This window comes from Pseudomonas putida S13.1.2 (assembly GCF_000498395.2).
Taxonomy (GTDB): domain Bacteria; phylum Pseudomonadota; class Gammaproteobacteria; order Pseudomonadales; family Pseudomonadaceae; genus Aquipseudomonas; species Aquipseudomonas putida_Q.
In genome coordinates, this window is record NZ_CP010979.1 from 5,153,771 (window position 1) to 5,179,413 (window position 25,643).

A 25,643-nucleotide genomic window follows, 5' to 3' on the forward strand; every position below is an offset into this window, starting at 1 on the left:
GGTTGTAGCAAATAGCCATTATTTGGCAGTAGGCTAGTCGGGATTCAGAAGGAGTATTGATGAGTAAAGTGAATGTGCTGGTCGTGGATGACGCCCCGTTTATCCGTGACCTGGTCCGCAAGTGCCTGCGCAACGCCTTCCCGGGCATGGCCATCGACGACGCCGTCAATGGTCGCAAGGCCATGGCCATGCTGGACAAGGAAGCCTTCGACCTGGTCCTGTGCGACTGGGAAATGCCGGAAATGTCCGGCCTGGAATTGCTCACCTGGTGCCGTCAGCAGCCTGCGCTGAAGAACCTGCAGTTCATCATGGTGACCAGCCGTGGCGACAAGGAAAACGTCATTCAGGCGATCCAGGCGGGCGTGTCCGACTTTGTCGGCAAGCCGTTCACCAACGAGCAACTGCTGACCAAAGTGAAAAAGGCGCTGACCAAGATCGGCAAGCTCGACAGCCTGATGGCCATCGGCCCGGCGCGGGCCAACTCGGCATTCGCCAACGATTCGCTGAGTGCCCTGACAGGTGGCAAGCCACAGGCGGCCAAGGTGACGGCCCCCGCGCCAGCGCCAGGCGCTGCCAAGCCATTGGTCAATGCACCTACGCCGTCGGCCCCTGCTCCGACGGGGCGTGGCCAAGGCCAGTTGCGCCTGGCCAGCGGCATGCAACCGTGCGTGATCAAGGCGCTGAGCCTGAAAGAGGCGCTGCTGGTGGTACGCCGCAGCGAAGCGCTGCCGCAGGTGCTGGAGGGCGCCGTGCTGGACCTGGAGCAGGGCGAGAACGCTGAAGTTGCACGTTTGAACGGCTACCTGCATGCCGTCGCAGCGTTGGAGCCCAAGCCCGACAGCGACTGGCTACAGTTGACCTTCAAGTTTGTCGACCAGGACGCCCAGAAGCTCGATTACCTGTCGCGGCTGATCGCCCGCGGTACAGCGCAGAAGCACTTCACCCCCGGCGCCTGAGCCCGGTACCGCCTGCTTTGTGCAGGAGCGGCCTTGTGTCGCGATAGGGCCGCAGAGCGGCCCCGGCAATTCATGCGGCGAAGCTGAAATCCTGGGTCTGCTACCGCAGCCCTATCGCGACACAAGGCCGCTCCTACAAAAAGCCCGCGCAGCCCTGATCCATCCGACCAACTGCAATACCTGCCTCAAAACCCGCTGCTAGGCTTCGACAGATCACAACTGTCAAAAAGCCACTATCATGCCCGCCCGCCTGCTGCTGTTCTGTGCATTGCTCATGGCCTCGGCGTCGAGCCTGGGTGTGACGCTCTACAAGATCACCGACGACTTCGGTGTCATCTCCTATTCCGACCGGCCAGGCCCGGGCGCCAAGCCCTTGGTGCTGCGCGAGCCCATGGTCGAAACGCTCGAAGGCCAGGTGCTGTTGAACGCGAAAACCTTCGACGGCGGCGTGAGCTTTTCGGCACGCAACGAGCTGCATGTGCCGGTAGAGGTGGAATTGCGCCTGGACAACCTGGTAAACGCGCAAGGCGGCGATGCCCCGCGTATCGTGCGCCGGCTGCTGCCGCCGCGCACCACACAAATGCTCAGCGTGCTCAGGGGGCGGCCCGGGCTGCTGCTGAACTACCGTTCGACCCTGCTGCAGGCCATGGGTGACCCGGGCAAGCGGCCCCAGGGCTTCCGCTATGCATTCCCGTGGGTCGGCGGGCCTTTCCGCGTCACCCAGGGCCCTAACGGCCGTGTCAGCCATTTTGGGCCCAAGGGGCGCTACGCCATGGATATCGCCATGCCCGAAGGCACTACCATCATCGCTGCGCGCGAGGGCGTGGTGGTGAAGACGGAAAACAGCCAGAGCGGGCGCGCGCCCAACCCCTCGGGTAACTTTGTCAGGATCCTGCACCCGGACGGCACCATGGGCGTGTACCTGCACCTGATGCGTGGGTCGGTGGTGGTGGCGGAGGGGCAACGGGTACGCCAGGGGCAGATGCTTGCCAAGTCGGGCAATACCGGCAACAGCACAGGGCCGCACCTGCATTTTGTGGTGCAGCGCAATGTGGGGTTGGCGCTGGAGTCGATACCTTACCGGTTCGACCGGCCGATCAGCGGGCTGCCCGACTTTACTGCGGGTAACCCTTGAGATTGCCGGGCCTGCTTTGCAGGCCTTTCCGACCGGTCCGGCGCCCCGGCAAGGCCGCTCCTACAGGATTACGCGAACCCTTGTAGGAGCGGCCTTGCGTCGCGATGGGCTGCGCAGCAGCCCCATGGCCCTCAGTCCAGCTTGAGCACCTTGGCCAGCACGATCTTGGGCCCTTTCATCTTCTTGATGATGATGCGCAGCCCTTCGACCTCCAGCACTTCCTCTTCTTCAGGCACACGCTTGAGCGTCTCGTAGATCAGCCCCGCCAAGGTTTCCGCCTCGATGTGATCAAGGTCGATGCCGAGCAGGCGCTCGACCTTGAACAGCGGGGTATCACCCCGCACCAGCAGCTTGCCTGGCTGGTAGGCGAGGATGCCGCGCTCGGTCTTGCGGTGTTCGTCCTGGATATCGCCCACCAGCACTTCCAGCACGTCTTCCATGGTCAGGTAGCCGATGACCTTGCCGTCGGCTTCCTCCACCAGCACGAAATGCGCGCCGCCCTTGCGGAACTGCTCCAGCAGTTGCGACAGCGGCATGTGCCGCGATACGCGCTCCAGCGGCCGGGCGAGGTCGTCCAGGTCGATGGTTTCGGGCAAGTGCTCCAGTTCGGCAAGCTCCAGCAGCAGGTCCTTGATGTGCAGCAGGCCGGTGAACTCTTCACGCTCGGCGTCATACACCGGGTAGCGGCTGAATTTGTGGCGACGTATCAAAGCCAGGATCTGCTTCAGCGGCGCCTGGGCATCGATGCTGACCATGTCTTCACGCGAGTTGGCCCAGTCGACCACTTCCAGCTCCCCCATTTCCACGGCCGAGGCGAGCACACGCATGCCTTGGTCGCTCGGGTCCTGGCCACGGCTGGAGTGCAGGATCAGCTTCAGCTCTTCACGGCTGTAGTGGTGTTCGTGGTGCGGGCCCGGTTCGCCCTGGCCGGCAATGCGCAGGATGGTGTTGGCGCTGGCATTGAGCAGATAGATGGCCGGGTACATCGCCCAGTAGAACAGGTACAGCGGCACCGCAGTCCACAGCGACAGCAGCTCGGGCTTGCGAATGGCCCAGGACTTGGGCGCCAGCTCACCGACCACGATGTGCAGGTAGGAAATGACAAAGAACGCGACGAAGAACGAAACGCCCTTGATCAGTTCGGGCGAGTCGACACCAAAGTACGCGAGCAGCGGCTCGAGCAAGTGTGCAAAGGCCGGCTCGCCGACCCAGCCCAGGCCCAGGGAGGCGAGGGTGATGCCCAGCTGGCAGGCCGACAGGTAGGCGTCGAGCTGGTTGTGTACCTTGCGCAGGATATTGCCGCGCCAGCCATGCTGTTCGGCGATGGACTCCACGCGGGTGGCGCGCAGCTTGACCATGGCGAATTCGGCGGCAACGAAGAAGCCGTTGAGCAGCACCAGTAGCAAGGCAAAGATGATCATGCCGAAATCGGCGAATAACGAGGTGAGGCTGATACCAGGGGAAGGGTCCATGATGGAGTTTTTACGGGGTCCGTCTTGAGATTGGGAGAAAAAAAGTGCCAGCTTTTGCTGGCACAGGGGATCCAATGTAGCGGCTGGGGCCGCAAAAGCAAAGGGTGGCAGGCTTATTGCGATCCCTGTGGCAGCGGACGTGCCCCCGAAGGGCTGCACGGCTTCCCCGATCTCAAGCCTTTTCGGTGACCAATTGTGCCGGCGCGAAGTGACAGGTAAAGGTGCTGCCATGCCCCGGCACGCTGCTGATGTCCAGCTTGCCGCGGTGGCGCATCAGCACATGCTTGACGATCGCCAGCCCCAGCCCTGTGCCACCGGTATTCGACGCACGGCTGGAGTCCACCCGGTAGAAGCGTTCGGTCAGGCGCGGCAAATGTTTGGCGTCGATGCCCACCCCCGAGTCCTGCACCGACAAGTGCGCACCCTGGGCATCGGCCCACCAGCGGATGCGGATGTTGCCTTCGTCCTGGGTGTACTTGACCGCGTTGAACACCAGGTTGGAAAAGGCGCTGCGCAGTTCCGACTCGCTGCCCTTCAGCTTCACGCCGGGCGCGGCTTCGAGGGTGATGCGCTGGTTGCGTGGCCCGGACAGGGCCTGAGCGTCGTTCTTGATCGCAGCGAGCAGGGCTTCGACTGCCACCGGCTGGTTGTCCGACGGGTAGTCGGTGGCTTCCAGCTTGGCCAGCAGCAACAGATCGTTGAGCAGGGTTTGCATGCGCGAGCCTTGCTGGCTCATCTGCTGCAGGGCGCGGCTCCACCGCGGGTTCACATCCTCGACGTTGTCCAGCAGGGTTTCCAGATAACCCGTGATCACCGTCAGGGGCGTGCGCAATTCGTGGGACACGTTGGCGACGAAGTCCTTGCGCATCTGTTCCAGCTGGTGGATGCGGGTGACATCGCGCACCAGCATCAGGTGTTCGTTGTTGCCGTAGCGGGTGATGTGCAGCTGCACGCGCATGCGGTCGTTGATGGGCGAAGGTATTTCCAGCGGCTCGAGGTAGTTCTCTGCCTCGAAGTACTCCTTGAAGCGCGGATGGCGCACCAGGTTGGTTACCTGCTGGCCACCGTCCTGTGGGGTCTTGAAGCCCAGCAGGGTTTCGGCGGCACGGTTCCACCACTCCAGGTTGCCGTCGCTGTCGAGCATGATCACCGCGTCGCGCAGTGCGGCGGTGGACTCCTGCACCCGGTCGATCACTGCCTGCAGGCGGCCACGTACGCGCTGGTCGCGGCGTTGCAGGTGGTAAATGCTGTCGAACACCTCGCCCCACAGGCCGTAACCATCGGGCGGTGCTTCATCGGGCTGGTGGTTGCGCAGCCAGTCGTGCAGGCGCAGCAGCTGCTTGAGGGTCCAGCCCAGGTAAAGCGCCAGGCCAATGGCCAGGCTCCAGCCATAGTAGCCGCTGACCAGCCCGCCGATCAGGCAGACGGTAATCAGCAACAACAGATGGCGAATCAGGGTTGCGTGCCAGTTCTGGTTCAATTGACGGTCCTTGTACAACGACGTGCAGCTTGGCGCTCTTGAACTCGATCAGCTCTTGGTCGAGAAGCGGTAGCCAGTGCCCCGGACGGTTTGTACCAGATTTTCGTAGGCCTCACCCAGCGCCTTGCGCAGGCGACGGATGTGCACGTCGACGGTGCGTTCCTCGACATAGACGTTGCCGCCCCACACTTGGTCCAGCAGCTGGCCACGGGTGTAGGCGCGCTCCTGGTGGGTCATGAAGAACTGCAGCAGGCGGTATTCGGTGGGCCCCATTTCGGCGGGCTTGCCGTCGATGGTGACGCGGTGGCTGATCGGGTCGAGCAGCAGGCCGCCCACTTCGATCGGCGCTTCGCTGTCGCTCGGGCCGGTGCGACGCAGCACGGCTTTCAGGCGCGCCACCAGCTCACGCGGCGAGAACGGCTTGGTGATGTAGTCGTCAGCGCCCACTTCCAGCCCTTGGATCTTGTTGTCCTCTTCACCCTTGGCGGTGAGCATGATGATCGGGATGTCGCCGGTCAGCTCATCGCGCTTGAGGCGCCGGGCCAGCTCGATGCCAGAGGTGCCGGGCAACATCCAGTCGAGCAGGATCAGGTCCGGTTTGCGGTCGACGATGATCGCGTGGGCCTGTTGGGAGTTTTCCGCTTCCAGGCAGTCATAGCCGGCCATTTCAAGGGCAACGGCGATCATCTCGCGAATGGGTGCTTCGTCGTCGACGATCAGAATGTTCCTGCCAACCATGCTCAAAACCTCTCCTGGATTCGGTGTCTTGGCCCGCATTAGATAACGGAATTATTGCAGCTGTGTGACAGGGTGTTGGCCGTTCTGGCGACATTGCGTGACTGAACTAGGCTTGAAAGAGCCGCAATTGTGGCACCCGAACTCAATTTCCCCCGGAACAATGGTGAATCCAATGACACGAAAAACGCTGAGCTGGATGGCCCTTTTCACTGCGCTGGCGCTCCCGGGGGTGGCGTCGGCCCACCATGCCATGGAGAAGGACGGCATGTGGGTCGATCATGCCGGCATGACTCTGTACACCTTTGACAAGGATGCGGGCGGCAAGTCGATGTGCAATGGCGACTGCGCCACCAACTGGCCGCCATTGAAGGTAATGGATGGCGAAAAGGCCGATGGCAAGTGGACGCAGATCAAGCGTGACGACGGCTCCATGCAGTGGGCCTACGACGGCAAGCCGCTGTATACCTTCATCAAGGACAAGAAGGCCGGGGACAAGACCGGTGATGGCGTGAAAGACGTCTGGCATATCGCCAAGCCTTGAGATTGCCGGGGCCGCTGTGCGGCCCATCGCGACACAAGGCCGCTCCTACAGGGTCCTGCATACGCCGATCAGTGTATGAGCGGCCTTGCGTCGCGATGGGCTGCAAAGCAGCCCCATAATATTCAGCGCAACGCGTAATCCAGCACCACACCAATGAACACCAGCAACCCCGCCCAGTGGTTGTGCAAAAACGCCTTGAAGCACGACTCGCGGTCCAGTTTGCGCGTCGACCAGTACTCCCAGGCAAAGCACGCCGCCGCACCCAGCAACCCCAGGTGGAACCAGCCCCCCAGCTCGAAGCGGCTGCCCGCCAGCAACAGGCAGCCCAGCGACAGCAGCTGCAAGGTGAGGATGATGGTGCGGTCGGCCTCGCCGAACAGGATCGCGGTCGACTTGACGCCAATCTTCAGGTCGTCATCGCGGTCGACCATGGCGTAATAGGTGTCGTAACCCACCGTCCACAGCAGGTTGGCGATATACAGCAGCCAGGCGCTGGCCGGCAGCTCGCCCCCTGCGGCAGTGAAGGCCATGGGAATGCCCCAGGAATAGGCCGCCCCCAGCACCACCTGCGGGTAATAGGTGTAGCGCTTCATGAACGGGTAGCAGGACGCCAGCGCCACCGCGCCAAACGATAGCCACACCGTGCGGCTGTTGGTGCACAGCACCAGCAGGAAGCTGACCCCGACCAGAATCGCAAACAGGGCCAGCGCCTCGCGCGGCTTGACCCGGCCGCTGGCCAGCGGCCGGTCGGCGGTGCGTTTGACGTGGCCGTCCACCTTGCGGTCGGCAAAGTCGTTGATACAGCAGCCGGCGGCGCGCATCAGCACCACGCCAAGGCCGAAGATCAGCACGTTGGCCAGGGTGGGAGAACCGTTGCCGGCAATCCACACCGCCGACAGGGTCGGCCACAGCAGCAGGTAGATACCGATCGGCCGGTCCATACGGCTGAGCTGGATGAAGTCCCAGGCCCGCGGGTGCAGGCGGTTCAGCGACTTGAGCAGTTGCAGGTACATCAGCGGTTTTCCTCCCTGGCCGCTTGCCACAAGGCCGGCAGGAACACTTCTGCCACCAGCAGCTCCAGGCCGCCTCGTTCAAAGCGCGAGCGACGACCCCACAGGGCTGCATGGGTGGCGTCGGTCGGTAGCCACGCCTTTGGATAACTGCACACTTCGATCGGGTGGCGGATGAACGCCTGGTCGCAGAACAACAACTCGCCCAGCGAGCGGCTGCCGAGGGTTTCCAGGTCCAGCCCGCCGCGCTCCAGGGCGCTGCGGCTGGCGACACTGCGGGCGAACACCCAAGGCTGGCCATGGCCGCGCAGGTACACCTCGCGCACCCAGCCTTCGCTGCCGGCAGCAATGCCCAACGCCTGGCATTCATCGTCGCGCAGCGCTTGCCAGCCCTCGGACAGCGGGGTGACGGAGAAGTGATCAGAAGACAGGCGGGTCAGGCGGCGGGTCAGCGAGCCTTCGTCGAACAGCCAGTCAAGGGTAGGCTGGTCGAAGTCGGTCGCCAGCTGTGAATACGGCAGCCACGCGACAGCGGCTGCTTGCGGGGATTCGTACGACACGTCGGTCTGCTTGTTACAACCAATGAGGCGGCGAGCTTAGCATGATTGCCCCGACTGCTTGCATACTGCGGGCAGGGCCGATAAAAAAGCCCCCCATGAATTGCGCGCTGGCTGTTTCGCGGGCACGCCCGCTCCCACAGGGATCACCACAACCTCTGGCCCGTGAAGTTCCTGTGGGAGCGGGCGTGCCCGCGAAGAGGCCATCAGCTGCGACACAAAGCCCCAGCCTGAACCGAGGAAAAAGACCTGATGAAAAAGTGGCAATGTATTGTCTGTGGCCTGATCTACGACGAAGCCGAAGGCTGGCCCGACGACGGCATCGCCCCCGGCACCCGTTGGGAAGATGTGCCTGAAGACTGGCTGTGCCCCGACTGTGGTGTCGGCAAAAGCGACTTTGAAATGATCTCCATCGGCTAATCAAGGAAAGCACGACATGACGTCCCCTGTGGTAATCATCGGTACCGGCCTGGCGGGCTACAACCTGGCCCGTGAATTTCGCAAGCTCGATGCGCAGACGCCGCTGCTGCTGATCACCGCCGACGATGGTCGCTCCTATTCCAAGCCCATGCTCTCCATGGGCTTTGCCAAGCAGAAGGACGCCGACGGCCTGTGCATGGCCGAGCCGGGCGTCATGGCCGAGCAACTGAACGCCGAGATCCGCACCCATACACGCATCAGCGGCATCGACCCCGGCCACCAGCGCCTATGGATCGGCGAAGAGGCAGTGGAGTACCGCGACCTGGTGCTGGCCTGGGGCGCGCAGACCGTGCAGGTGCCGATCGAAGGCGATGGCAGCCATCTGGTGTTCCCGATCAACGATCTGGAAGACTACGCACGCTTTCGTGCCGCCGCCGTCGGCAAACAACGCGTGCTGATCCTGGGGGCCGGCCTGATCGGCTGCGAATTCGCCAACGACATGAGCCTGGGCGGCTTCCAGGTCGACGTGGTGGCGCCGTGCGAACAGATCATGCCGACCCTGTTGCACCCGGCCGCTGCGGCGGCGGTGCAGGGCGGGCTGGAAGGCCTGGGTGTACGCTTCCACCTGGGGCCTGTGCTGACCCGCCTGCAACAGGTGGCGCAAGGCCTGGAGGCACACCTGTCGGATGGCAGCGTGATTGCCTGCGACCTGGTGGTTTCGGCCATTGGCCTGCGCCCACGCATCGACCTGGCCGCCGCGGCCGGCTTGCAGACCAATCGTGGCGTCAGCGTTGACCGCGCGTTACGTACATCCCACGCCAACATCTTCGCCCTCGGCGACTGTGCCGAGGTGGATGGCATCAACCTGCTCTACGTGATGCCGCTGATGAGCTGTGCCCGGGCGCTGGCGCAAACCCTGGCCGGCAAACCGACGGCGGTGGCCTATGGGCCGATGCCGATCACCGTGAAAACCCCGGCGTGCCCGCTGGTGGTGTCGCCGCCGCCCATGGGCCACGAAGGCACCTGGCAGGTGGAGGGGCAGGGCAGTGACCTCAAGGTGCTCTGCTACGGCGCTGACGGCGCATTGCTGGGCTATGCCCTGACCGGGGCTGCCGTGATGGAAAAGCTGGCACTGAATCGTCAGTTGCCACCCGTAATGGCGTAAATAGGGGGCGTTCTGTCGGATTTGTCCTGTTGTTGCCTGCACAATGGCCGGCCTGATACTGGCGCGGCCCCTGAGCACGTGCCATTCTCACTTCCGTCTGCCGCAGATTAGAGCCTGCGGTGCCTTGAGCGCTGCTCCCAAAGGCAGCACGGCATAACAACAAGAATTCCGTCAAAGAGGCTTCATTATGCGCAAACCAGAACTCGCCGCCGTCATCGCCGAAAAGACTGAACTGACCAAGGACAAGGCCAATCAGGTGTTGAACGCGATTCTCGACAGCATCACCGGTGCCCTGGACAAGGACACGGTGACCCTGGTCGGTTTCGGCACCTTCGAAAAACGTCATCGCGGCGCGCGTACCGGTAAAAACCCGCAAACCGGCGAGCCGGTCAAGATCAAAGCCAGTAACACCGTGGCCTTCAAGCCAGGCAAGAACTTGCGCGACGAAGTTAATAAACCCAAAAAAGCCGCCAAACCTGCCACCAAAGGCAAGTGATCGCTCACTGACAAGCCAGTGTCAGCCAAGCGGGCGCCCCAGGGCGCCCGTTGTGCTTTCTGCGGGCAAAATGTTTCGAACTTGCATAAATAGTTCTAGAAAAGGATAGACTGCGCGACTTAGTCACTTTTCATTCGAGGCACGTTGATGAAGTTCCGCTTTCTTCTCTGGGCCATGGGGCTGTTGATGGCCAGGGCCAGCCGTAACAACCCTGCATTCCAGCAGCAGCTCAAGGGCAAGGACCTGGTGTTCCAGATGCAGACCCTGGACGGCAAGGTTGCACGGCACTTCGTCGTCAACAACGAGCGCATCAGTAGCAAGGGCGGCGCGTATCCGCAGCCGGCCTTTGCCATCGCCTTCAAGGACGCGGCCTACGGCTACGCCACGATGCAGGCGGGCAACAAGCAGTTGGCGTTCATGCAGGGGATTCAGGAGAAGAACATCCAGATCAAGGGCAACCCGGCGCTGGTGATGTGGTTCCAAGGGCTGATGAAGTACCTGAAACCGAAGAAGAAAGGCTGAAATTGCCGGGGCTGCTGCGCAGCCCATTCGCCGGCAAGCCAGCTCCCACAGGTACCGCACAGGGTTTGAGGCCAATGCGGTCAATGTGGGAGCTGGCTTGCCGGCGATTGGGCCGCAAAGCGGCCCCTCGTGATATCAGTGCGGTGCTTGAAACTGCGAAGCCAGCTCGCGCAGCAGGTTCTCGGCCTCGAGCACCTTGTTCACCACATCCTCGGCCTTTTCCCGGGTAATCCCCAGGCGCTCCAGCAACTCGTCAGGAATCTCTTCCTGCGGCCCGGAGCCAATCCCCCGCGAGCGCAACAGGCGGGTCGCCAGGCACACCAGGTTGGGAAACGCCGAATACTCGCCGTCGTAAGCCGGGTCGTGCTGGAAGCGCAGCGCGGTCGACAGCTCTTCGGGCATGTCCCACAGCTTCATAAGCCAGGCACCGATCTGTTCGCGGCTGATGCCTAGCAGGTGTTGTTCCACATAGGTGTGGTTCAAGTGCGGGTTCACCTCCAGATGGCGGCAAATCAGCGAAAAGTGGGGCGGAAACACGTGCGCCAGCAACAGGTAGCCAAAGTTGTGCAGCAGCCCGGCCAGGTAGGTCAGCCCGGCCTCGGGGCGTTCTGCCCGCGGCATGGCACGGGTCAGGCCTTCGATGATCGCGGCGGTGTAGATCGACTGCTGCCAGTAGGGGGTGGCCTGCTGCGGTTGGTCTTTCGGCAGGCTCAAGGTCTTGCCCAGGGCCAGGCCAAGGGCCAGGTTGATCACCAGGTCGAAGCCCAGCACGCGCACGATGGCGTCTTCTACCGAGCGGATCTTGCCCGGCGAAGCGTAGTAGGGCGACGCCGCCCAGCTCACGACCTGTGCCGCCAGCGCCGGGTCGGTTTCGACCACGCCGGTGATGTCATCAATGCTCGCGTTGGGGTCTACCCGCAGTTTGATGATTTTCTGGGCGGTATCGGCCAGCGGCGGGATCTCGATGGTTTCTTCCAGGCGCTTCTGGATGCGTCGGGCGGTGAAGGCCTGAACAGCATCGTTGATTTCCTGGGTGTCGTCATGGGGGCGGTCGAGGTTGGGGCTGATGGCCTCGACTTCCTGGCCGAAGCTGCTGGCGCTGGCCTTGGCCAGCATGCGCTTGAAGTGCGCGCGCTCAATCGCCAGCAGCAGCCCGCTTTCGCCAGACTGGATGTACACGGTCTCGGCGTCGAGCAGGCTCTTTTCGTACTGGCACGGCGAGCTGGTCAGCGCGGGAATGCCGGGCAGGGCCTTGAGCTGATGTTTGTCGAGCATTTGCTTGAGGCGCGGCACCGACACGGCAGTCAGCTTGCGCCCGGTCAGCTCGGTCAGGCGGTTGAGGTCCAGCAGTTGGCTCTGCGGGAACAACACCATGAGGGCGCCGACCTCGTCGTCGAGAAGCACCGCCTGCACCCGCGAAGCCGCAGGCAAGTGCGGGTGTTGGACCACCTCGCGGTAGACGACGCCGATCTTGTCGAGCAGCAGCCTGATTACCGTGGGGGCGTGTGGCGTTGCGGTGTCCAGGGCAACTTCAGTCATGGTCCGTATCCACTGATTCTTTTAAACGCGAAGTATAACCAGCCTGCGAGCAAATCTGGATCCATTCTGGGACTAGCGTCACACTTGGCCATATTGCTGACCATGGCGTAGCCAGCGGTCGAGCAGCGGGCTGACGTGGTCCGGCCAGCGGGCCACCAGGGCCTGGGCGGCATCGCGCACAGCCGGTAACAGGTCGGCATCGCGCATCAGGTCGGCGACCTTGAATTGCAGCAGACCGGTCTGGCGTGTACCCAGCATCTCGCCTGGGCCGCGTAGTTCGAGGTCTTTCTCGGCAATGATGAAGCCGTCGTTGGTCTCGCGCATGATACCTAAGCGTTCGCGGCCGATCTGCGACAGTGGCGGGTGGTACAACAGCACGCAATGGCTGACGGCACTGCCCCGGCCAACCCGGCCGCGCAGCTGGTGCAACTGGGCCAGGCCCAGGCGTTCGGGGTTTTCGATGATCATCAGGCTGGCGTTGGGTACGTCCACGCCTACTTCGATGACAGTGGTGGCGACCAGCAGCTGCAATTCACCGGCCTTGAACTGCGCCATGATCTCGGCTTTTTCAGCAGGCTTCATGCGGCCGTGGATCAGGCCCACACGCAATTCGCCCAAGGCACTGCCGAGTTCTTCGTATGTGCTTTCGGCGGCCTGGCAGGTCAGCTCTTCGGATTCTTCGATCAGGGTGCACACCCAGTAGGCCTGACGGCCTTCGGCGCAGGCGGCGCGAACCCGTTCGACCACCTCGAAGCGGCGGCTGTCGGCTACCAGCACGGTGTTTACCGGGGTACGCCCAGGCGGCAATTCGTCGAGCACCGAGGTGTCCAGGTCGGCGTAAGCGCTCATGGCCAGGGTGCGCGGGATAGGCGTGGCGGTCATGATCAGCTGGTGCGGGCACAACTCGCCGGCCACGCCTTTCTTGCGCAGGGCCAGGCGTTGCTGCACGCCAAAACGGTGCTGTTCGTCAATGATCGCCAGGGCCAGGTGCTTGAACTTCACTTCTTCCTGGAACAGCGCGTGGGTGCCGACCACCATCGGCGCACCGTTGGCAATCTGCTCCAGGGCGCTGGCCCGGGCCTTGCCCTTGAGCTTGCCGGCCAGCCAGGCCACTTCGATGCCCAGCGGCTCGAGCCAGCGCTTGAAGGTGATGAAGTGCTGTTCGGCGAGGATCTCGGTGGGCGCCATCAGCGCCACCTGATAGCCGGCTTCCAGCCCTTGCAGAGCTGCCAGGGCGGCGACCACGGTCTTGCCGGCACCGACATCGCCCTGCACCAGGCGCATCATCGGCTCGTGCTGGCTGAGGTCGTAGGCAATTTCGTTGGCCACCCGCTGCTGTGCGCCGGTCGGCTGAAAGCCCAGGTTGGCCAGGTACTGCGCCTGCAGGCGCGTGGCCTTGGGCAGCACCGGCGCCCGCAAGCTGCGCAGGCTCTCGCGCAGGCGTTGCTGCGACAACTGGTGGGTCAGCAGTTCTTCGAAGGCCAGGCGGTGCTGGGCCCAGTGCTGGCCTTCGGCAAGTTCGTCAAGGTCGGCGTCGGCCGGCGGGTTGTGCAGGTAACGGATGGCATCGTCCAGCGGCGCCAGTTGGTAGTCCCGGGCCAGCTCGTCAGGCAGCCAGTCGGGCAGGCTGCGCGGGCCGAGCAGGCCCAGGCTCTGCTGGCACAACAGGCGCAGGCGTTGCTGGGTGAGGCCTTCGGTGGACGGGTAGATCGGCGTCAGGGTCTGTTCGACCGGTGGCGGCGGCTCATCGCCGTTCAGCGCGCGGTACTCGGGGTGGTAGATTTCCAGGCCCGAGGCACCGGGGCGGGCTTCGCCATAGCAGCGCAGGTGGGTGCCACGTTTCAGCCCTTCCTTTTGCGCGTTGCTGAAGTGGTAGAAGCGCAGGCTCAGCACTCCGGTGCCGTCACCCAGGCGTACCACCAGGCTGCGCCGCTTGCCCATGGTCACGTCGGCACCGCTGACCACGCCCTCGATCACGGCATCCTGGCCTGGGCGCAATTGGCCGATCGGCACCACGCGGGTGCGGTCCTGGTAACGCAGGGGCAGGTGAAACAGCACATCCTGCAGGTTCTCCAGGCCGACCTTGGCGAGTTTTTCCGCCATGGCCTCGCCAACACCCTTGAGTACCGTGACCGGGACCTTCGACAGCTCACTCATGACTCAGGCCGTTTGTTCCGCAGGGGCTTTGGCCACCGAGCACAGGCGGATCGAGTCGGCGAGGATCTCGATGGCCTTGGGCCGCGGGAAGCTGGCGCGCCAGGCGATGGCCACGGTGCGGAACGGTGCCGGTGCCGTCAGGGGGCGAACTTCGATGATGCCAGGGGCGTAGTGATGGCTGTGCACCGCCGACAGCGGCAGGATCGACACGCCAAGGCCCGAGGCCACCATGTGGCGGATGGTTTCCAGCGAGCTGGATTCGACCGTGGTGTGCCTGGCGCCTTCGCCGCCCTTGTTCAGGGTAGGACAGGCTTCCAGTACCTGGTCGCGGAAACAGTGCCCCTCACCGAGCAACAGCAGGCTCTTGTCGTTGAGCATGGCGGTGTCGATGGTCTTTTTCGCCGTCCATGGGTGGTCGGCGGGCATCAGGGCGCAGAACGGCTCATCGTACAGCGGCAGGGTCAGCACATCGGCTTCGTTGAACGGCAGGGCGATGATCACCGCATCCAGCTCGCCGTTACGCAGCTTTTCACGCAGTACGTGGGTGAAGTTTTCTTCGATGTACAGCGGCATCTGCGGCGCTACGCGGTGCAGTTGCGGGATCAGGTGCGGGAACAGGTAGGGGCCGACGGTATAGATGGCACCGACCTTGAGCGGGGCGGTCAGCTGGTTCTTGCCGGCCTGGGCCAGCTCGCGAATGCCCTGGGCCTGCTCCAGTACCTTCTGTGCCTGGGCGACGATGCTCTCGCCGACCGGTGTCAGGCGTACCGCGCTTTTGCTGCGCTCGAAGATCAGAACGCCAAGCTCATCCTCGAGCTTCTTCACACCGACCGACAGGGTCGGCTGGCTCACGTGGCAGCGTTCGGCGGCATGGCCGAAGTGCTGTTCCTGGGCGAGTGTGACGATGTAGCGTAATTCTGTGAGGGTCATAACGTGCGTCCATGAAGTTGCGGGCCCAGCATAGCGGCTGCAATCGATAGACGCACGTTATCAGAGTTGCCGATTTGTGACAGAAGCAAAAGTCTTAGCGGCGGTCCAGCGAGTAGACGAACGGTGCCACGACTTCGATCGTGCCATTGTTCAGCAACTCGGGTGGCGGCTTGGGTACCGTGCCGGCTCGACGGATCATTTCCAGGGTCGCCCGGTCCAGTGCCGCACTGCCCGAACCACCTGCCATGGAGTACGAGACCACCTTGCCTTCGGCGTCGACCACGAAGCGCAGGCGGTTGATGCCTTGCAGGCCGCGACGGCGCGCGTCTTCCGGGTAGCGCTTGTACTTGGCCAGGTGGCGCAGCAGGTCGCTCTGCCAGGTTGGCAGGGCGTTGCTGTTGGACGCAATGCTCGGCGCCGGTGCCGCGGATTTCTGCGGTGGCGTGTTGCTCGGCGGTGCGTCTACCGTTTGCTCGGTGGGTGGCGCTTCCTTCGGCGGCTCAGGCTTTTTCTCGGGCTTGGGCGGCTGGGGCTTGGCCTTCGGCTTGGGCGGCTTGGGGATGGCGATCTTGGGCTTGGGTGCTTCGGCCAGCTTGGGCAACGGCGGTTCTTCGACCGGTGCCGGTGGCTGTGGCGCCGCTTTCGGTGGCGGTGGTGGCGCTGGCTCCGGTAACGGTGCCAGCTCGACCATCATCGCTGCCGGGGGCAGTTCGATGGCTTGGGGCACCGACCAGTTGAGCGTCAGCAGCACGGCGACCACGTGCACGCCCAGCACGATCGCCAGGCTGCCACCGTAGCGCGCCATGTTTGAGCGCGTTTTCGTCATTTCTTGGCTGCCGTCTCGAGACCTACCAGACCGACCTTGAGGTAGCCGGCCGCGCGCATGTTGTTCATCACTTCCATCAGGTCGCCGTAATCCACGCCTTTGTCAGCCTGGAAGAAGATGGTGGTTTCCTTGTCACCCTTGGTCTTGGCGTCGAGCATCGGGCCAAGCTGGTCGGGCGCAGCAACCTGATCATCGCCGACGTACAGCTTCTGGTCGGCCTTGACGCTGACGAACACCGGTTTCTCGGGCCTCGGCGCCGGTTTGGCGGTAGAGGCCGGCAGGTCGACCTTGATGTCGACCGTGGCCAGGGGGGCAGCGACCATGAAGATGATCAGCAGCACCAACATCACGTCGATGAACGGCGTAACGTTGATTTCGTGGTTTTCGGCGAGGTCGTCGCCACCTTCGTTGAGATGCAGGCCCATGGCTTACCCCACTTTCACCATGTGCGGGGCGGCGCGGTCGCTGCCCTGGTGGTCCAGATCACGGCTGACCAGCAGCAGGACCTGGGCGGAGGCGTCGGACACCTGGGCCTTGTAGCCAGCGATGGAGCGGGCGAAGACGTTGTAGATGACCACAGCCGGGATTGCAGCGACCAGGCCCAGGGCGGTGGCCAGCAGGGCTTCGGCAATACCTGGTGCAACCACGGCCAGGTTGGTGGTTTGGGTCTTGGCGATGCCGATGAAGCTGTTCATGATGCCCCATACGGTACCGAACAGGCCAACGAACGGCGCGGTGGAGCCGATGGTGGCAAGTACGCCGGTGCCGCTGCTCATGGTGCGGCCGCTGGCATGCACCAGGCGCTCCAGGCGGAAGCTGACGCGTTCCTTGATGCCTTCTTTTTCGCGGGCGTTGGCCGAAAGGCGCATCTCTTCAAGGGCATCGTGGACCAGGGTGTGGGCCAAGGTACCTTCCTTGTTGGAGACTTCGCTGGCGTCTTTCAGGGTGGTGGACTTCTTCAGCTGGGCGATTTCACCACGCAGGCGACGCTTGGCGCCCATCAGCTCGAAGCCTTTGGCAATCCAGATGGTCCAGGTGATGATGGAGGCGATGGCCAGGCCGATCATGACGATCTTCACCACGATATCGGCGTTCTTGTACATGCCCCATGGGGACAGGTCGTGAGCCATGCCCAGCGAGGTGTCTTCAACCAGGGCTTCAACGCTCGGGTCTACCGCAGCCGGTGCGTCAGCCGGGGTGGCAGCAGCGTCGGCAGCCGGGGCAGCAGCAGGCGCGGCCGGGGCAGTGGCGGCAGCAGGCGTGGCGGCGTTGGTGGTTGGCTCATCGGCCATGGCCACCGGGGCCAGCACCAGGCTGAGTGTCAGCGCGGCGATGGCGCGCCAGGCGCGCGACGGGGTTGGCGAAGCGGAAAGTTGAGTACGTGTCATGCTGGCCGGACCTGATGAAGAAAAAAGTGAGCGTTCTCCAAGGCCTCGAGGTAGGCCGAGAACAAATTGGCGGCCATTATTGCAAGTAATTCTTGTTAACAAAAGTAATCTTGTTGCTTTTTTCGCCTATGGTCTAGCCGCCCATCGTGTAGCGTGGCCGGGCTGATCAATTGGTCTAGGGAGTTTAGAGATGTCAGACCTTTCCGTGATGGTGGTGGGTTGTGGTGATGTGGGGGGGCGTCTGGCCCAGCAAATGATGGCCAAAGGCTGGCAGGTGAGCGGCCTGCGCCGCGCTGTCGGGCAGCTGCCTGCGGGCGTCCAACCGGTTGCCGCGGACTTGGCCGAACCGTCGATCCCGCCAGCCTGGCCACAGGGTCCACTGGATTACCTGGTGTACTGCGTGGCGGCCAGCCAGCACGACGAGGCGGGTTACCAGGCGGCCTATGTTGATGGTTTGCGCCATGTGTTGGCCTGGCTGGCCGAGCGTGGTCAGCGCCCCCGTCGTCTGCTGTTCGTTTCCAGCAGCAGCGTGTATGCGCAAAAGGACGGTGAGTGGGTCGAGGAAGGCGCGGCCACCGAGCCCGAAGGTTATTCCGGGCGGGTGATGCTGGAGGCTGAGCGGCTGGCGCTGGCCAGTGGTATCCCGGCGAGCGTTGTGCGCCTGACGGGTATCTACGGCCCAGGCCGCGAGTGGCTGTTGAGCCAGGTGCGCCAGGGTTACCGTGTGGCTGAGGAGCCGCCGCTGTACGGCAACCGCATTCATGCCGAGGATGCTGCCAGCCTGCTGGCGTTTCTGCTGCAGGCCGATGCTGATGGCACGGTGCTGGACGACTACTACATTGGCGTTGATGACGACCCCGCGCCGCTGGCCGACGTGGTGGCCTGGCTACGGGCGTACATGGGGGTTACCGAGTGGTCCGATGAGCAGCGGGTGCGGCGTACCGGCAGCAAGCGCTGCAGCAACGCCCGGGCCCGGGCATTGGGCTGGGCGCCGGTGTATCCGAGCTACAAGGAAGGCTATGCCGCCATCCTGAAAGGAGGGCGTTGAATTTACCGGCCTCTTCGCGGGTAAACCCGCTCCCACAGGGATATCACAAGGCCTGAAGACAGTGATTACCCTGTGGGAGCGGGTTCACCCGCGAAGAGGCCAGTGCATTCAGTGCAAATGCAACAGGACTCAGCTGCGTTCCAGCACCCACTGGCGCTTGCCCGCGGCCAGCGCCGGCATTTCGTCTGGCTGCGCACGGTTTACCGCCTGGAAAATCTCCAGTTTGTCGCCATCACGCTTGATGATGAACGGAGCACCACGCTGGTTACGCTCCAGCCAGAGGCTGTCATTGCTGCCGCCCATGGCCGCGCAGTCACCTGCCAGGCACAGTGCAAAACGGTCCGGCCCCGGCAGGCCGGTGACGTTACCGGTGTCGCTGAAGCGCACGCTGGCACCTTTGCCCTGGCCTTCGACCACCTTCCAATTGCCGCCCAGGTAGGCCTGGTACAGCGCTTTCTCGAAGCTGCTGCCCAGCGGTGCATTGGCAGTAGCCGGTGCCTTGGCACGCACGAAGGTCTGCTTGGCGCCGCGCTGGTCGACGGCTTGCAGCTCGTCCCCATCAAGCGACAGCTGCTCGGTCTGGCCGCCCGCGAAGCTGGCCTGCCATTGCTTGTCATTGGCGCTCAGCTGGCCGTCAGCGGCCTCGAAACCATTGCTGAAGCTGGCCTGCTGGCTGGCAACGTCGAGCCTCCATTCAAACACTGGGCCGTGCTCATTCAGGGCTTGGCGCAGGCTGCCGCCCTTGACCGCTGCGGTGATGGCCTCCTGGTTGATCCAGGTGCCGTTGTAATCTTCGGGTTTGTGGCTGGCGCAGCCGCCCAGTAGCAGGGCTGCCAGCGCGATAGGCAGTGCTTGACGCATGACGGGGTAACCTTGCAAAGGAGGGGTGACGGGCAGGGCGCCCGTCACCGGAGCATCATTCGATGACCAGGATGGCGTCCATTTCGACCTGAGCGCCTTTCGGCAGCGCGGCAACGCCGATGGCGGCACGGGCGGGGTAGGGTTGCTCGAAGTAGCGGCCCATCACCTCGTTGACCTTGGCGAAGTGGCTCAGGTCGGTGAGGAAGATGTTCAGCTTGACGATGTCCTTGAACGAACCGCCAGCGGCTTCAGCCACGGACTTGAGGTTCTCGAACACCTGCACGGTCTGGGCTTCGAAGCCTTCGACCAGTTCCATGGTCTTGGGGTCCAGCGGGATCTGGCCCGACATGTACACCGTGTTGCCTGCCTTGATCGCCTGCGAGTAGGTGCCGATGGCGGCTGGGGCCTTGTCGCTAGTGATGACGGTCTTGCTCATGATGACTCCTTGCGGTTGGCGGACTACGTACGCATGCGGGTGATGCGGACCACACCGGTCAAGGTACGCAGCTTCTTGATCACACGCGCCAGGTGCACACGGTCGTGCACGCTGACCACCAGTTGGACCACGCTGATACGGCCGTCGCGTTCGTCCATGCTGATCTTCTCGATGTTGCCGTCGGCAGCGTTGACACTGCTGGCCAGCAGGGCAATAAGGCCGCGCTGGTGCTCCAGTTCGACACGCAGTTCGACATTGAACTCACCGGTGATGTCCTTGGCCCAGGAAAGCTGCACGCACTTTTCCGGGTTGTGGCGGATTTCACTGATGTTGCGGCAATTCTCCAGGTGCACGACCATGCCCTTGCCGGCCGACAGGTGGCCGACGATCGGGTCGCCAGGGATAGGCGTGCAGCACTTGGCGTAGCTCAGCACCAGGCCTTCGGTACCCCGGATCGCCAGCGGGCCTTCTGGTGCAGGCAGCTGCTCGCCTTCGGCCGACAGCAGGCGGCGAGCGACCACGTAGGCCATGCGGTTGCCCAGGCCGATGTCTTCGAGCAGGTCTTCGATCAGCTCCAGGCGGTACTCGGCGAGAATCGCCTGGATACGCTCCTGAGGGATTTTCTCCAGGCTGCTGTCGAAACCGGTGAGCACCTTGTTCAGCAGGCGTTCGCCCAGGCTGATGGACTCGGAGCGACGCTGCTGCTTGAGTGCGTGGCGGATGTGCGTGCGCGCCTTGCCGGTCACCACGAAGTTGAGCCAGGCCGGGTTCGGCCGTGCGCCCGGGGCGCTGACGATTTCCACCGTCGAGCCGCTTTGCAGCGGTTCGGACAGCGGCGCCAGGCGGCGGTTGATGCGGCAGGCGATGCAGCTGTTGCCGACGTCGGTGTGCACCGCGTAGGCGAAGTCCACCGCCGTGGAGCCTTTGGGCAGCTCCATGATGCGGCCTTTGGGCGTGAACACGTAGACCTCGTCCGGGAACAGGTCGATCTTCACGCTCTCGATGAATTCCAGCGAGTTGCCGGCACGTTGCTGCAACTCGAGGATACCCTTCACCCACTGCCGCGCGCGGGCGTGGCTGCCCTTGGGCTGCTCGTCGTCGTTGGACTTGTACAGCCAGTGCGCGGCGATGCCGTTGTTGGCCATCTCTTCCATTTCGCGGGTGCGGATCTGGATTTCGATGGGCACGCCGTGCATGCCGAACAGCGTGGTGTGCAACGACTGGTAGCCGTTGGCCTTGGGGATCGCGATGTAATCCTTGAAGCGACCGGGCAGCGGCTTGTACAGGTTGTGCACGGCGCCAAGCACGCGGTAGCAGGTGTCGACCTTGTCGACGATGATGCGGAAGGCATACACGTCCATGATCTCGTTGAAGGCACGGCGCTTGCCGCGCATCTTCTTGTAGATGCCATAGAGGTGTTTCTGCCGGCCGCTGACCTCGCCCTCGATGCCGTCGGCAGCCAGGCAGTTGGCCAGCGAGTGCTCGATCTTGGCGACGATCTCTTTGCGGTTGCCGCGTGCGCTTTTCACCGCCCGGTGAATCAGCGACGAGCGCATCGGGTGCATGGCCTTGAAGCCGAGGTCCTCGAACTCCACGCGCACGGTGTGCATGCCCAGGCGGTTGGCGATGGGGGCGTAGATTTCCAGGGTTTCCTTGGCGATGCGCCGGCGTTTTTCGCCGGACAGCACTTCCAGGGTGCGCATGTTGTGCAGGCGGTCGGCCAGCTTGACCAGGATCACGCGAATGTCGCGGGCCATGGCCATGGCCATTTTCTGGAAGTTTTCGGCCTGCGCCTCGGCCTTGGTCTCGAAGTTCATCTGGGTCAGCTTGCTGACCCCATCGACCAGTTCGGCCACCGTCTCGCCAAATTGCTGGCTGAGGGCTTCCTTGGCGATACCGGTGTCTTCGATCACATCGTGCAGCATGGCCGCCATCAGGCTTTGATGGTCCATGTGCATGTCGGCGAGGATGCTGGCCACGGCCAGCGGGTGGGTCACGTAGGGCTCGCCGCTGCGGCGGCGCTGCCCATCGTGGGCCTGTTCGGCGTAGAAATAGGCGCGCCGAACCAGGTTGACCTGTTCGGGGCCAAGGTAGGTCGACAGCCGTTCGGCCAAGGCTTCTATACCCGGCATGGGTTGACCTCCTGCGGAGGAAAAGGGCCTTGCGCCGTGCGACGTCGACCTGGCATCAATCAGACAGCCTCGTTGTTCTCGTCCTCGAAGGCGGCGAAGACCGGATCCTCGGTGACGATCTCTTCAGCGGCGATGAACTCGTTGGTGACGATGCCTTCGGCGATTTCACGCAGGGCAACAACGGTCGGTTTGTCGTTTTCCCACGCAACGCGTGGCTCTTTGCCGCCGGTCGCCAGCTGGCGAGCGCGCTTGGTCGAGAGCATGACCAGCTCGAAGCGGTTATCCACGTGTTCCAGGCAGTCTTCAACAGTTACGCGGGCCATGGTCTTCCTCAGTAGCAAATGCGGTGGGCGTGCAGCCCAGTAATGGGCAGGCGGACTCGATAGTATAAAAATTCACCAGCCAATAGGGAAGCGCTGTTTTGCCGGGCGGTCACCTTGAAGCCCTGTGTTTGCTTCTTCGCGGGTAAACCCGCGCCCACAGGCACCGCCTACCCTGTGGGAGCGGGTTTTCCCGCGAAAGGGCCGGACCAGACAGCCGCAATACTTGACCCCGACGATAACCTCAGAGCATCGCGCCACGCAACCGCGGCGTCAGCTCTTCGAAAAGGGTCTGCACCGAGCGCAGCGCCCGGCAATCCGGCCGGGTCAGCAGCCACAGCTGGGTGTCGCAACCCGGCAGCGGTCCGCTCAGCGCATCCACGCCGGGCAGGGCGTGCACCATGTAGTCCGGCAGCGCCGCCACGCCCAGGCCGGCAGTTACCAGCTGGGCAATGGTCGACATGCCGCTGCACTGGTAGCGTGGGCTTAGCCCGGGGTGCTGCTGGTTGCGCCAGACCACCGTGGGGTGGTCCTGCATCGAGTCGTCGGGGGCGATCCATGGCACGCTGACGGCCGATTCTGCCAGGCGCTCGCGCCACTGCGGCTGGCCGCAGACCACATAGGAGGTGGACCCCAGGTTGCGACCCACCAGGTGTTCCGGGGGTGTATTGGTCAGGCGCAGGGCAATGTCGGCATCGCGCCGGCTGAGGTTGGCGAAGGTGTTCGAGGTGCCCATCTCCAGCGACAAGGCCGGGTAGTTGGGCATGAACTCGGCCAGCGCCGGCAGCAGCAGGCTATGCATGACCGCCTCGGTGCAGGTCACCCGCACCGTGCCGCTTACCACCTGCTCGCCACTGGTCATGGCAATGCGCGCCGCCTCCAGCGCCTGTTCGGCGCGCTCGGCCTGCTCGGCCAGGGCCTGGGCGGTATCGGTCGGCAGGTAGCCCTTGCGGCTCTTGACGAACAAGGCGGTGCCCAGCGCCGACTCCAGCCGGCGGATCGAGCGGAATACCGTCGAAACGTCGACTTTGAGGAGCTCGGCGGCTTTGGCCAGCGAGCGGCCGCGCTCCAGTGCCAGGACCAGGGAGAGGTCGGCGTGGGTGATCTGATATTGCATTGGTGCACGCTCTGCTTGCCGAATTGCCAATGTCTGTTGCGTCAGGGCCATTTTATAGTGAAACGGCCCCCCGGAATCAATGCGTCCGGTCGGGTAACCAATCCCCACGATGGGAAAGTGAAAAAAACAACAGCTGCAACCATCGTCGCCCGTGAGGCGCCAGCCGTATCCCCACATCGCCGCAGCACATCAAAGGATGTACACCATGACGTCGGTAACCCCGTGCGCCAGTTCTTCCAGCGAGATGAATGACTTCCTCCAGGCCCATCCGGAAACGCAGTACGTCGACCTGCTGATTTCCGACATGAATGGCGTGGTACGTGGCAAGCGCATCGAGCGGGCCAGCCTGCACAAGGTGTACGAGAAAGGCATCAACCTGCCGGCTTCGCTGTTCGCCCTGGACATCAACGGTTCCACGGTAGAGAGCACCGGCCTTGGCCTGGACATTGGCGATGCCGACCGCATCTGCTTCCCGATCCCTGGCACGCTGTCGGATGAGCCGTGGCAGAAACGCCCCACCGCCCAGCTGCTGATGACCATGCACGAGATCGAAGGCGCGCCGTTTTTCGCCGACCCACGCGAAGTACTGCGTCAGGTGGTGAGCAAGTTCGACGATCTGGGCCTCACCATTTGCGCGGCGTTCGAGCTGGAGTTCTACCTGATCGATCAGGACAACCTCAACGGCCGCCCGCAGCCGCCGCGCTCGCCCATTTCCGGCAAGCGTCCGCAGTCGACCCAGGTGTACCTGATCGACGACCTCGACGAATATGCCGACTGCCTGCAGGACATGCTCGAAGCGGCCAAGGAGCAGGGCCTGCCTGCCGATGCCATCGTCAAGGAAAGCGCCCCGGCGCAGTTCGAGGTCAACCTGCACCACGTGGCCGACCCGCTGAAGGCCTGCGACTACGCGATCCTGCTCAAGCGGCTGATCAAGAACGTGGCCTACGACCATGAAATGGATACCACCTTCATGGCCAAGCCCTACCCGGGCCAGGCGGGCAACGGCCTGCACGTGCATATCTCGCTGCTGGACAAGAAAACCGGCAAGAACATCTTCTCGAGCGATGACCCGCTGCAAAGCGACGCGCTGCGCCACGCCATTGGTGGTGTGCTGGAGACCATGCCGGCGTCCATGGCCTTCCTCTGCCCGAACATCAACTCCTACCGCCGCTTCGGCGCGCAGTTCTACGTGCCCAATGCACCGAGCTGGGGCCTGGACAACCGCACCGTGGCCGTGCGCGTGCCTACCGACAGCAGCGAAAACGTGCGCCTGGAACACCGCGTGGCCGGGGCCGATGCCAACCCGTACCTGATGCTCGCGGCAATCCTTGCCGGCGTGCATCACGGCTTGACCAACAAGGTCGAGCCGGATGCCCCGATCGAGGGCAACTCCTACGAGCAGCTGGAACAGAGCCTGCCGAACAACCTGCGTGATGCCCTGCGCGCGCTGGACGACAGCGAAGTGCTCAACCAATACATCAGCCCGGACTACATCGATATCTTCGTGGCCTGCAAGGAAAGCGAGCTGGCCGAGTTCGAAGTGTCGATTTCCGACCTTGAGTACAACTGGTACCTGCACACGGTGTAAGCCCATGAGCGCAAATGCGGTCCCCTTGATCGGTGTCAGCGCCTGCCGCCAGCAGGTGGGGAAGAACTCGTCGCACACGGTAGGCGACAAGTATGTCGAGGCGGCCGGCTTTGCCGGTTTGCCGCTGATCCTGCCGGCCCGAGACGGGGGCAGCGACACGCAGGCGCTATTGGCCCGGCTGCACGGCATTGTTTTTACCGGCTCGCCTTCAAATATCGAACCGCATCATTACAATGGCGCCCCTAGCGTAGCCGGGACACGGCACGATCTGGCGCGCGATCGCCTGACCCTGCCGCTGCTGCAGGCAGCGATTGCCGCCGGCGTGCCGGTGTTCTGCATCTGTCGTGGCTACCAGGAACTGAATGTGGCGCTTGGCGGCAGCCTGCACCAGCGCGTGCAGGAAATGCCCGGGTACCTTGACCACCGCGAACCTGAGGACGCACCCCTGGAGGTGCAATACGGCCCTCGTCACCCTGTCGGCATCGAGCCAGGCGGGTTGTTCGAGCGCCTGGGCCTGGCGGCGCAGTTCGAGGTCAACTCGCTGCACAGCCAGGGTATCGACCGCCTGGCCCCGGGCCTGCGTGTCGAGGCGCGGGCCCCGGATGGCCTGATCGAAGCGGTGTCCATGCCTGCGGCGCCGGGCTTTGTGCTTGGCGTGCAATGGCACCCAGAGTGGCGCTTCACCGAAAACCCAGTCTCGCTGCGCCTGTTCCAGGCGTTTCGCGAGGCCTGCATTGCCTACGCGGCACGGGAGGGCGCACGGCAGGAGACATTCTGACGTCAGCCGAAGGTCTCGGATGACGGGTTCC

At 63.5% G+C, this 25,643-nt stretch carries 26 protein-coding genes; 10 read left to right on the forward strand and 16 right to left on the reverse strand.

What is annotated here, in order from left to right:
* Nucleotides 1-59 precede the first annotated feature (59 nt).
* Together N805_RS22735 and N805_RS22740 are read left to right on the forward strand one after the other, a co-directional pair.
* Nucleotides 60-956, forward strand: a complete 897-nt coding sequence (locus N805_RS22735; RefSeq protein WP_019470236.1) for a response regulator — start codon at nt 60-62, stop codon at nt 954-956.
* A 238-nt stretch (nt 957-1,194) separates the two neighbouring features.
* On the forward strand, nt 1,195-2,091 hold the full coding sequence (locus tag N805_RS22740; protein WP_016502250.1) for a peptidoglycan DD-metalloendopeptidase family protein: 897 nt from the start codon (nt 1,195-1,197) through the stop codon (nt 2,089-2,091).
* A 131-nt stretch (nt 2,092-2,222) separates the two neighbouring features.
* Here N805_RS22740 and N805_RS22745 read toward each other — a convergent pair whose 3' ends face one another.
* The 3 genes from N805_RS22745 to phoB all read right to left on the reverse strand — a co-directional run bounded on the left by N805_RS22745 (nt 2,223) and on the right by phoB (nt 5,781).
* Entirely contained in the window at nt 2,223-3,563 is a 1,341-nt protein-coding gene (locus tag N805_RS22745) for a hemolysin family protein (RefSeq protein ID WP_019470235.1), read from the reverse strand.
* A gap of 172 nt (nt 3,564-3,735) precedes the next feature.
* Nucleotides 3,736-5,043 carry a phosphate regulon sensor histidine kinase PhoR gene (gene phoR, locus N805_RS22750; protein WP_019470234.1) on the reverse strand — a complete coding sequence of 436 codons (1,308 nt, stop codon included), beginning with the start codon at nt 5,041-5,043 and terminating at the stop codon, nt 3,736-3,738.
* Nucleotides 5,044-5,091: 48 nt separating this feature from the next.
* Nucleotides 5,092-5,781: a phosphate regulon transcriptional regulator PhoB gene (phoB, locus tag N805_RS22755; protein ID WP_003253341.1), complete on the reverse strand. Its 690-nt coding sequence runs from the start codon at nt 5,779-5,781 to the stop codon at nt 5,092-5,094.
* Between the two features lie 172 nt (nt 5,782-5,953).
* Here phoB and N805_RS22760 point away from each other — a divergent pair, with 172 nt between their 5' ends.
* Complete coding sequence (locus N805_RS22760; protein WP_026034337.1) at nt 5,954-6,322, forward strand: hypothetical protein; 369 nt, start codon at nt 5,954-5,956, stop codon at nt 6,320-6,322.
* A 122-nt stretch (nt 6,323-6,444) separates the two neighbouring features.
* Here the strand turns inward: N805_RS22760 and ubiA are convergent, their stop codons facing one another.
* Nucleotides 6,445-7,335: a 4-hydroxybenzoate octaprenyltransferase gene (ubiA, locus tag N805_RS22765; RefSeq protein WP_019470232.1), complete on the reverse strand. Its 891-nt coding sequence runs from the start codon at nt 7,333-7,335 to the stop codon at nt 6,445-6,447.
* Complete coding sequence (locus tag N805_RS22770) at nt 7,335-7,892, reverse strand: chorismate--pyruvate lyase family protein (protein ID WP_019470231.1); 558 nt, start codon at nt 7,890-7,892, stop codon at nt 7,335-7,337. Before N805_RS22770 ends, ubiA begins: the two co-directional genes overlap by 1 nt.
* A 249-nt stretch (nt 7,893-8,141) precedes the next feature.
* On the opposite strand from N805_RS22770, the gene N805_RS22775 reads away from it, so the two are divergent.
* From N805_RS22775 to N805_RS22790, 4 genes are all read left to right on the forward strand, one after another.
* A complete protein-coding gene (locus tag N805_RS22775; protein WP_003253349.1) occupies nt 8,142-8,309 on the forward strand; it encodes a rubredoxin in 168 nt (55 codons plus the stop codon).
* 16 nt (nt 8,310-8,325) lie between these two features.
* Nucleotides 8,326-9,474, forward strand: a complete 1,149-nt coding sequence (locus N805_RS22780; RefSeq protein WP_019473521.1) for an NAD(P)/FAD-dependent oxidoreductase — start codon at nt 8,326-8,328, stop codon at nt 9,472-9,474.
* A gap of 187 nt (nt 9,475-9,661) precedes the next feature.
* A complete protein-coding gene (locus tag N805_RS22785; RefSeq protein WP_019473522.1) occupies nt 9,662-9,970 on the forward strand; it encodes an HU family DNA-binding protein in 309 nt (102 codons plus the stop codon).
* A 147-nt stretch (nt 9,971-10,117) separates the two neighbouring features.
* Complete coding sequence (locus N805_RS22790) at nt 10,118-10,492, forward strand: SCP2 sterol-binding domain-containing protein (RefSeq protein ID WP_019473523.1); 375 nt, start codon at nt 10,118-10,120, stop codon at nt 10,490-10,492.
* Between the two features lie 135 nt (nt 10,493-10,627).
* Here the strand turns inward: N805_RS22790 and N805_RS22795 are convergent, their stop codons facing one another.
* The 6 genes from N805_RS22795 to exbB form a co-directional block, all read right to left on the reverse strand.
* The gene (locus N805_RS22795; protein ID WP_019473524.1) at nt 10,628-12,031 is read right to left on the reverse strand and encodes an aminoacyl-tRNA deacylase and HDOD domain-containing protein; all 1,404 of its coding nucleotides are present in this window, start codon (nt 12,029-12,031) and stop codon (nt 10,628-10,630) included.
* 78 nt (nt 12,032-12,109) lie between these two features.
* Complete coding sequence (gene recG / locus N805_RS22800) at nt 12,110-14,188, reverse strand: ATP-dependent DNA helicase RecG (protein WP_016489833.1); 2,079 nt, start codon at nt 14,186-14,188, stop codon at nt 12,110-12,112.
* A gap of 3 nt (nt 14,189-14,191) precedes the next feature.
* Entirely contained in the window at nt 14,192-15,118 is a 927-nt protein-coding gene (locus N805_RS22805) for a hydrogen peroxide-inducible genes activator (protein ID WP_019473525.1), read from the reverse strand.
* Nucleotides 15,119-15,212: 94 nt separating this feature from the next.
* Entirely contained in the window at nt 15,213-15,944 is a 732-nt protein-coding gene (locus N805_RS22810; protein ID WP_016489831.1) for an energy transducer TonB, read from the reverse strand.
* Nucleotides 15,941-16,369 carry a TonB system transport protein ExbD gene (gene exbD / locus N805_RS22815; RefSeq protein ID WP_003253367.1) on the reverse strand — a complete coding sequence of 143 codons (429 nt, stop codon included), beginning with the start codon at nt 16,367-16,369 and terminating at the stop codon, nt 15,941-15,943. Before exbD ends, N805_RS22810 begins: the two co-directional genes overlap by 4 nt.
* Nucleotides 16,370-16,372: 3 nt before the next feature.
* Nucleotides 16,373-17,332, reverse strand: coding sequence for a tonB-system energizer ExbB (gene exbB / locus N805_RS22820; protein ID WP_019471055.1), 960 nt, complete (start codon nt 17,330-17,332; stop codon nt 16,373-16,375).
* A 190-nt stretch (nt 17,333-17,522) separates the two neighbouring features.
* Here exbB and N805_RS22825 point away from each other — a divergent pair, with 190 nt between their 5' ends.
* A complete protein-coding gene (locus N805_RS22825) occupies nt 17,523-18,380 on the forward strand; it encodes an SDR family oxidoreductase (RefSeq protein WP_019471054.1) in 858 nt (285 codons plus the stop codon).
* A 129-nt stretch (nt 18,381-18,509) separates the two neighbouring features.
* Here N805_RS22825 and N805_RS22830 read toward each other — a convergent pair whose 3' ends face one another.
* From N805_RS22830 to N805_RS22850, 5 genes are all read right to left on the reverse strand, one after another.
* Entirely contained in the window at nt 18,510-19,241 is a 732-nt protein-coding gene (locus N805_RS22830; RefSeq protein ID WP_019471053.1) for a hypothetical protein, read from the reverse strand.
* 55 nt (nt 19,242-19,296) lie between these two features.
* Nucleotides 19,297-19,677, reverse strand: coding sequence for a RidA family protein (locus N805_RS22835; RefSeq protein ID WP_016489827.1), 381 nt, complete (start codon nt 19,675-19,677; stop codon nt 19,297-19,299).
* Between the two features lie 23 nt (nt 19,678-19,700).
* Nucleotides 19,701-21,809 carry a bifunctional GTP diphosphokinase/guanosine-3',5'-bis pyrophosphate 3'-pyrophosphohydrolase gene (gene spoT, locus N805_RS22840; protein WP_019471052.1) on the reverse strand — a complete coding sequence of 703 codons (2,109 nt, stop codon included), beginning with the start codon at nt 21,807-21,809 and terminating at the stop codon, nt 19,701-19,703.
* 59 nt (nt 21,810-21,868) lie between these two features.
* Nucleotides 21,869-22,132 (reverse strand): DNA-directed RNA polymerase subunit omega, encoded by a 264-nt coding sequence (gene rpoZ, locus N805_RS22845; protein WP_003253383.1) that lies wholly within the window; start codon nt 22,130-22,132, stop codon nt 21,869-21,871.
* 241 nt (nt 22,133-22,373) lie between these two features.
* Nucleotides 22,374-23,246, reverse strand: a complete 873-nt coding sequence (locus N805_RS22850) for a LysR family transcriptional regulator (protein ID WP_019471051.1) — start codon at nt 23,244-23,246, stop codon at nt 22,374-22,376.
* Nucleotides 23,247-23,451: 205 nt separating this feature from the next.
* Here N805_RS22850 and N805_RS22855 point away from each other — a divergent pair, with 205 nt between their 5' ends.
* Nucleotides 23,452-24,834 carry a glutamine synthetase family protein gene (locus N805_RS22855; protein ID WP_019471050.1) on the forward strand — a complete coding sequence of 461 codons (1,383 nt, stop codon included), beginning with the start codon at nt 23,452-23,454 and terminating at the stop codon, nt 24,832-24,834.
* Between the two features lie 4 nt (nt 24,835-24,838).
* Nucleotides 24,839-25,612: a gamma-glutamyl-gamma-aminobutyrate hydrolase family protein gene (locus N805_RS22860; RefSeq protein ID WP_019471049.1), complete on the forward strand. Its 774-nt coding sequence runs from the start codon at nt 24,839-24,841 to the stop codon at nt 25,610-25,612.
* Nucleotides 25,613-25,643 lie beyond the last annotated feature (31 nt).

Excerpts from the sequence above, each read along its gene's own strand:
- N805_RS22860 (WP_019471049.1), top strand. The coding sequence starts at position 24,839 with ATGAGCGCAAATGCGGTCCCCTTGATCGGTGTCAGCGCCTGCCGCCAG.
- N805_RS22745 (WP_019470235.1), bottom strand. The coding sequence starts at position 3,563 with ATGGACCCTTCCCCTGGTATCAGCCTCACCTCGTTATTCGCCGATTTC.
- N805_RS22825 (WP_019471054.1), top strand. The coding sequence starts at position 17,523 with ATGTCAGACCTTTCCGTGATGGTGGTGGGTTGTGGTGATGTGGGGGGG.
- rpoZ (WP_003253383.1), bottom strand. The coding sequence starts at position 22,132 with ATGGCCCGCGTAACTGTTGAAGACTGCCTGGAACACGTGGATAACCGC.
- spoT (WP_019471052.1), bottom strand. The coding sequence starts at position 21,809 with ATGCCGGGTATAGAAGCCTTGGCCGAACGGCTGTCGACCTACCTTGGC.
- N805_RS22760 (WP_026034337.1), top strand. The coding sequence starts at position 5,954 with ATGACACGAAAAACGCTGAGCTGGATGGCCCTTTTCACTGCGCTGGCG.
- N805_RS22850 (WP_019471051.1), bottom strand. The coding sequence starts at position 23,246 with ATGCAATATCAGATCACCCACGCCGACCTCTCCCTGGTCCTGGCACTG.
- exbD (WP_003253367.1), bottom strand. The coding sequence starts at position 16,369 with ATGGGCCTGCATCTCAACGAAGGTGGCGACGACCTCGCCGAAAACCAC.
- N805_RS22810 (WP_016489831.1), bottom strand. The coding sequence starts at position 15,944 with ATGACGAAAACGCGCTCAAACATGGCGCGCTACGGTGGCAGCCTGGCG.
- phoB (WP_003253341.1), bottom strand. The coding sequence starts at position 5,781 with ATGGTTGGCAGGAACATTCTGATCGTCGACGACGAAGCACCCATTCGC.
- N805_RS22835 (WP_016489827.1), bottom strand. The coding sequence starts at position 19,677 with ATGAGCAAGACCGTCATCACTAGCGACAAGGCCCCAGCCGCCATCGGC.
- ubiA (WP_019470232.1), bottom strand. The coding sequence starts at position 7,335 with ATGTACCTGCAACTGCTCAAGTCGCTGAACCGCCTGCACCCGCGGGCC.
- N805_RS22805 (WP_019473525.1), bottom strand. The coding sequence starts at position 15,118 with ATGACCCTCACAGAATTACGCTACATCGTCACACTCGCCCAGGAACAG.
- N805_RS22830 (WP_019471053.1), bottom strand. The coding sequence starts at position 19,241 with ATGCGTCAAGCACTGCCTATCGCGCTGGCAGCCCTGCTACTGGGCGGC.
- N805_RS22795 (WP_019473524.1), bottom strand. The coding sequence starts at position 12,031 with ATGACTGAAGTTGCCCTGGACACCGCAACGCCACACGCCCCCACGGTA.
- N805_RS22740 (WP_016502250.1), top strand. The coding sequence starts at position 1,195 with ATGCCCGCCCGCCTGCTGCTGTTCTGTGCATTGCTCATGGCCTCGGCG.
- exbB (WP_019471055.1), bottom strand. The coding sequence starts at position 17,332 with ATGACACGTACTCAACTTTCCGCTTCGCCAACCCCGTCGCGCGCCTGG.
- recG (WP_016489833.1), bottom strand. The coding sequence starts at position 14,188 with ATGAGTGAGCTGTCGAAGGTCCCGGTCACGGTACTCAAGGGTGTTGGC.
- N805_RS22790 (WP_019473523.1), top strand. The coding sequence starts at position 10,118 with ATGAAGTTCCGCTTTCTTCTCTGGGCCATGGGGCTGTTGATGGCCAGG.
- N805_RS22735 (WP_019470236.1), top strand. The coding sequence starts at position 60 with ATGAGTAAAGTGAATGTGCTGGTCGTGGATGACGCCCCGTTTATCCGT.
- N805_RS22775 (WP_003253349.1), top strand. The coding sequence starts at position 8,142 with ATGAAAAAGTGGCAATGTATTGTCTGTGGCCTGATCTACGACGAAGCC.
- N805_RS22780 (WP_019473521.1), top strand. The coding sequence starts at position 8,326 with ATGACGTCCCCTGTGGTAATCATCGGTACCGGCCTGGCGGGCTACAAC.
- N805_RS22785 (WP_019473522.1), top strand. The coding sequence starts at position 9,662 with ATGCGCAAACCAGAACTCGCCGCCGTCATCGCCGAAAAGACTGAACTG.
- N805_RS22855 (WP_019471050.1), top strand. The coding sequence starts at position 23,452 with ATGACGTCGGTAACCCCGTGCGCCAGTTCTTCCAGCGAGATGAATGAC.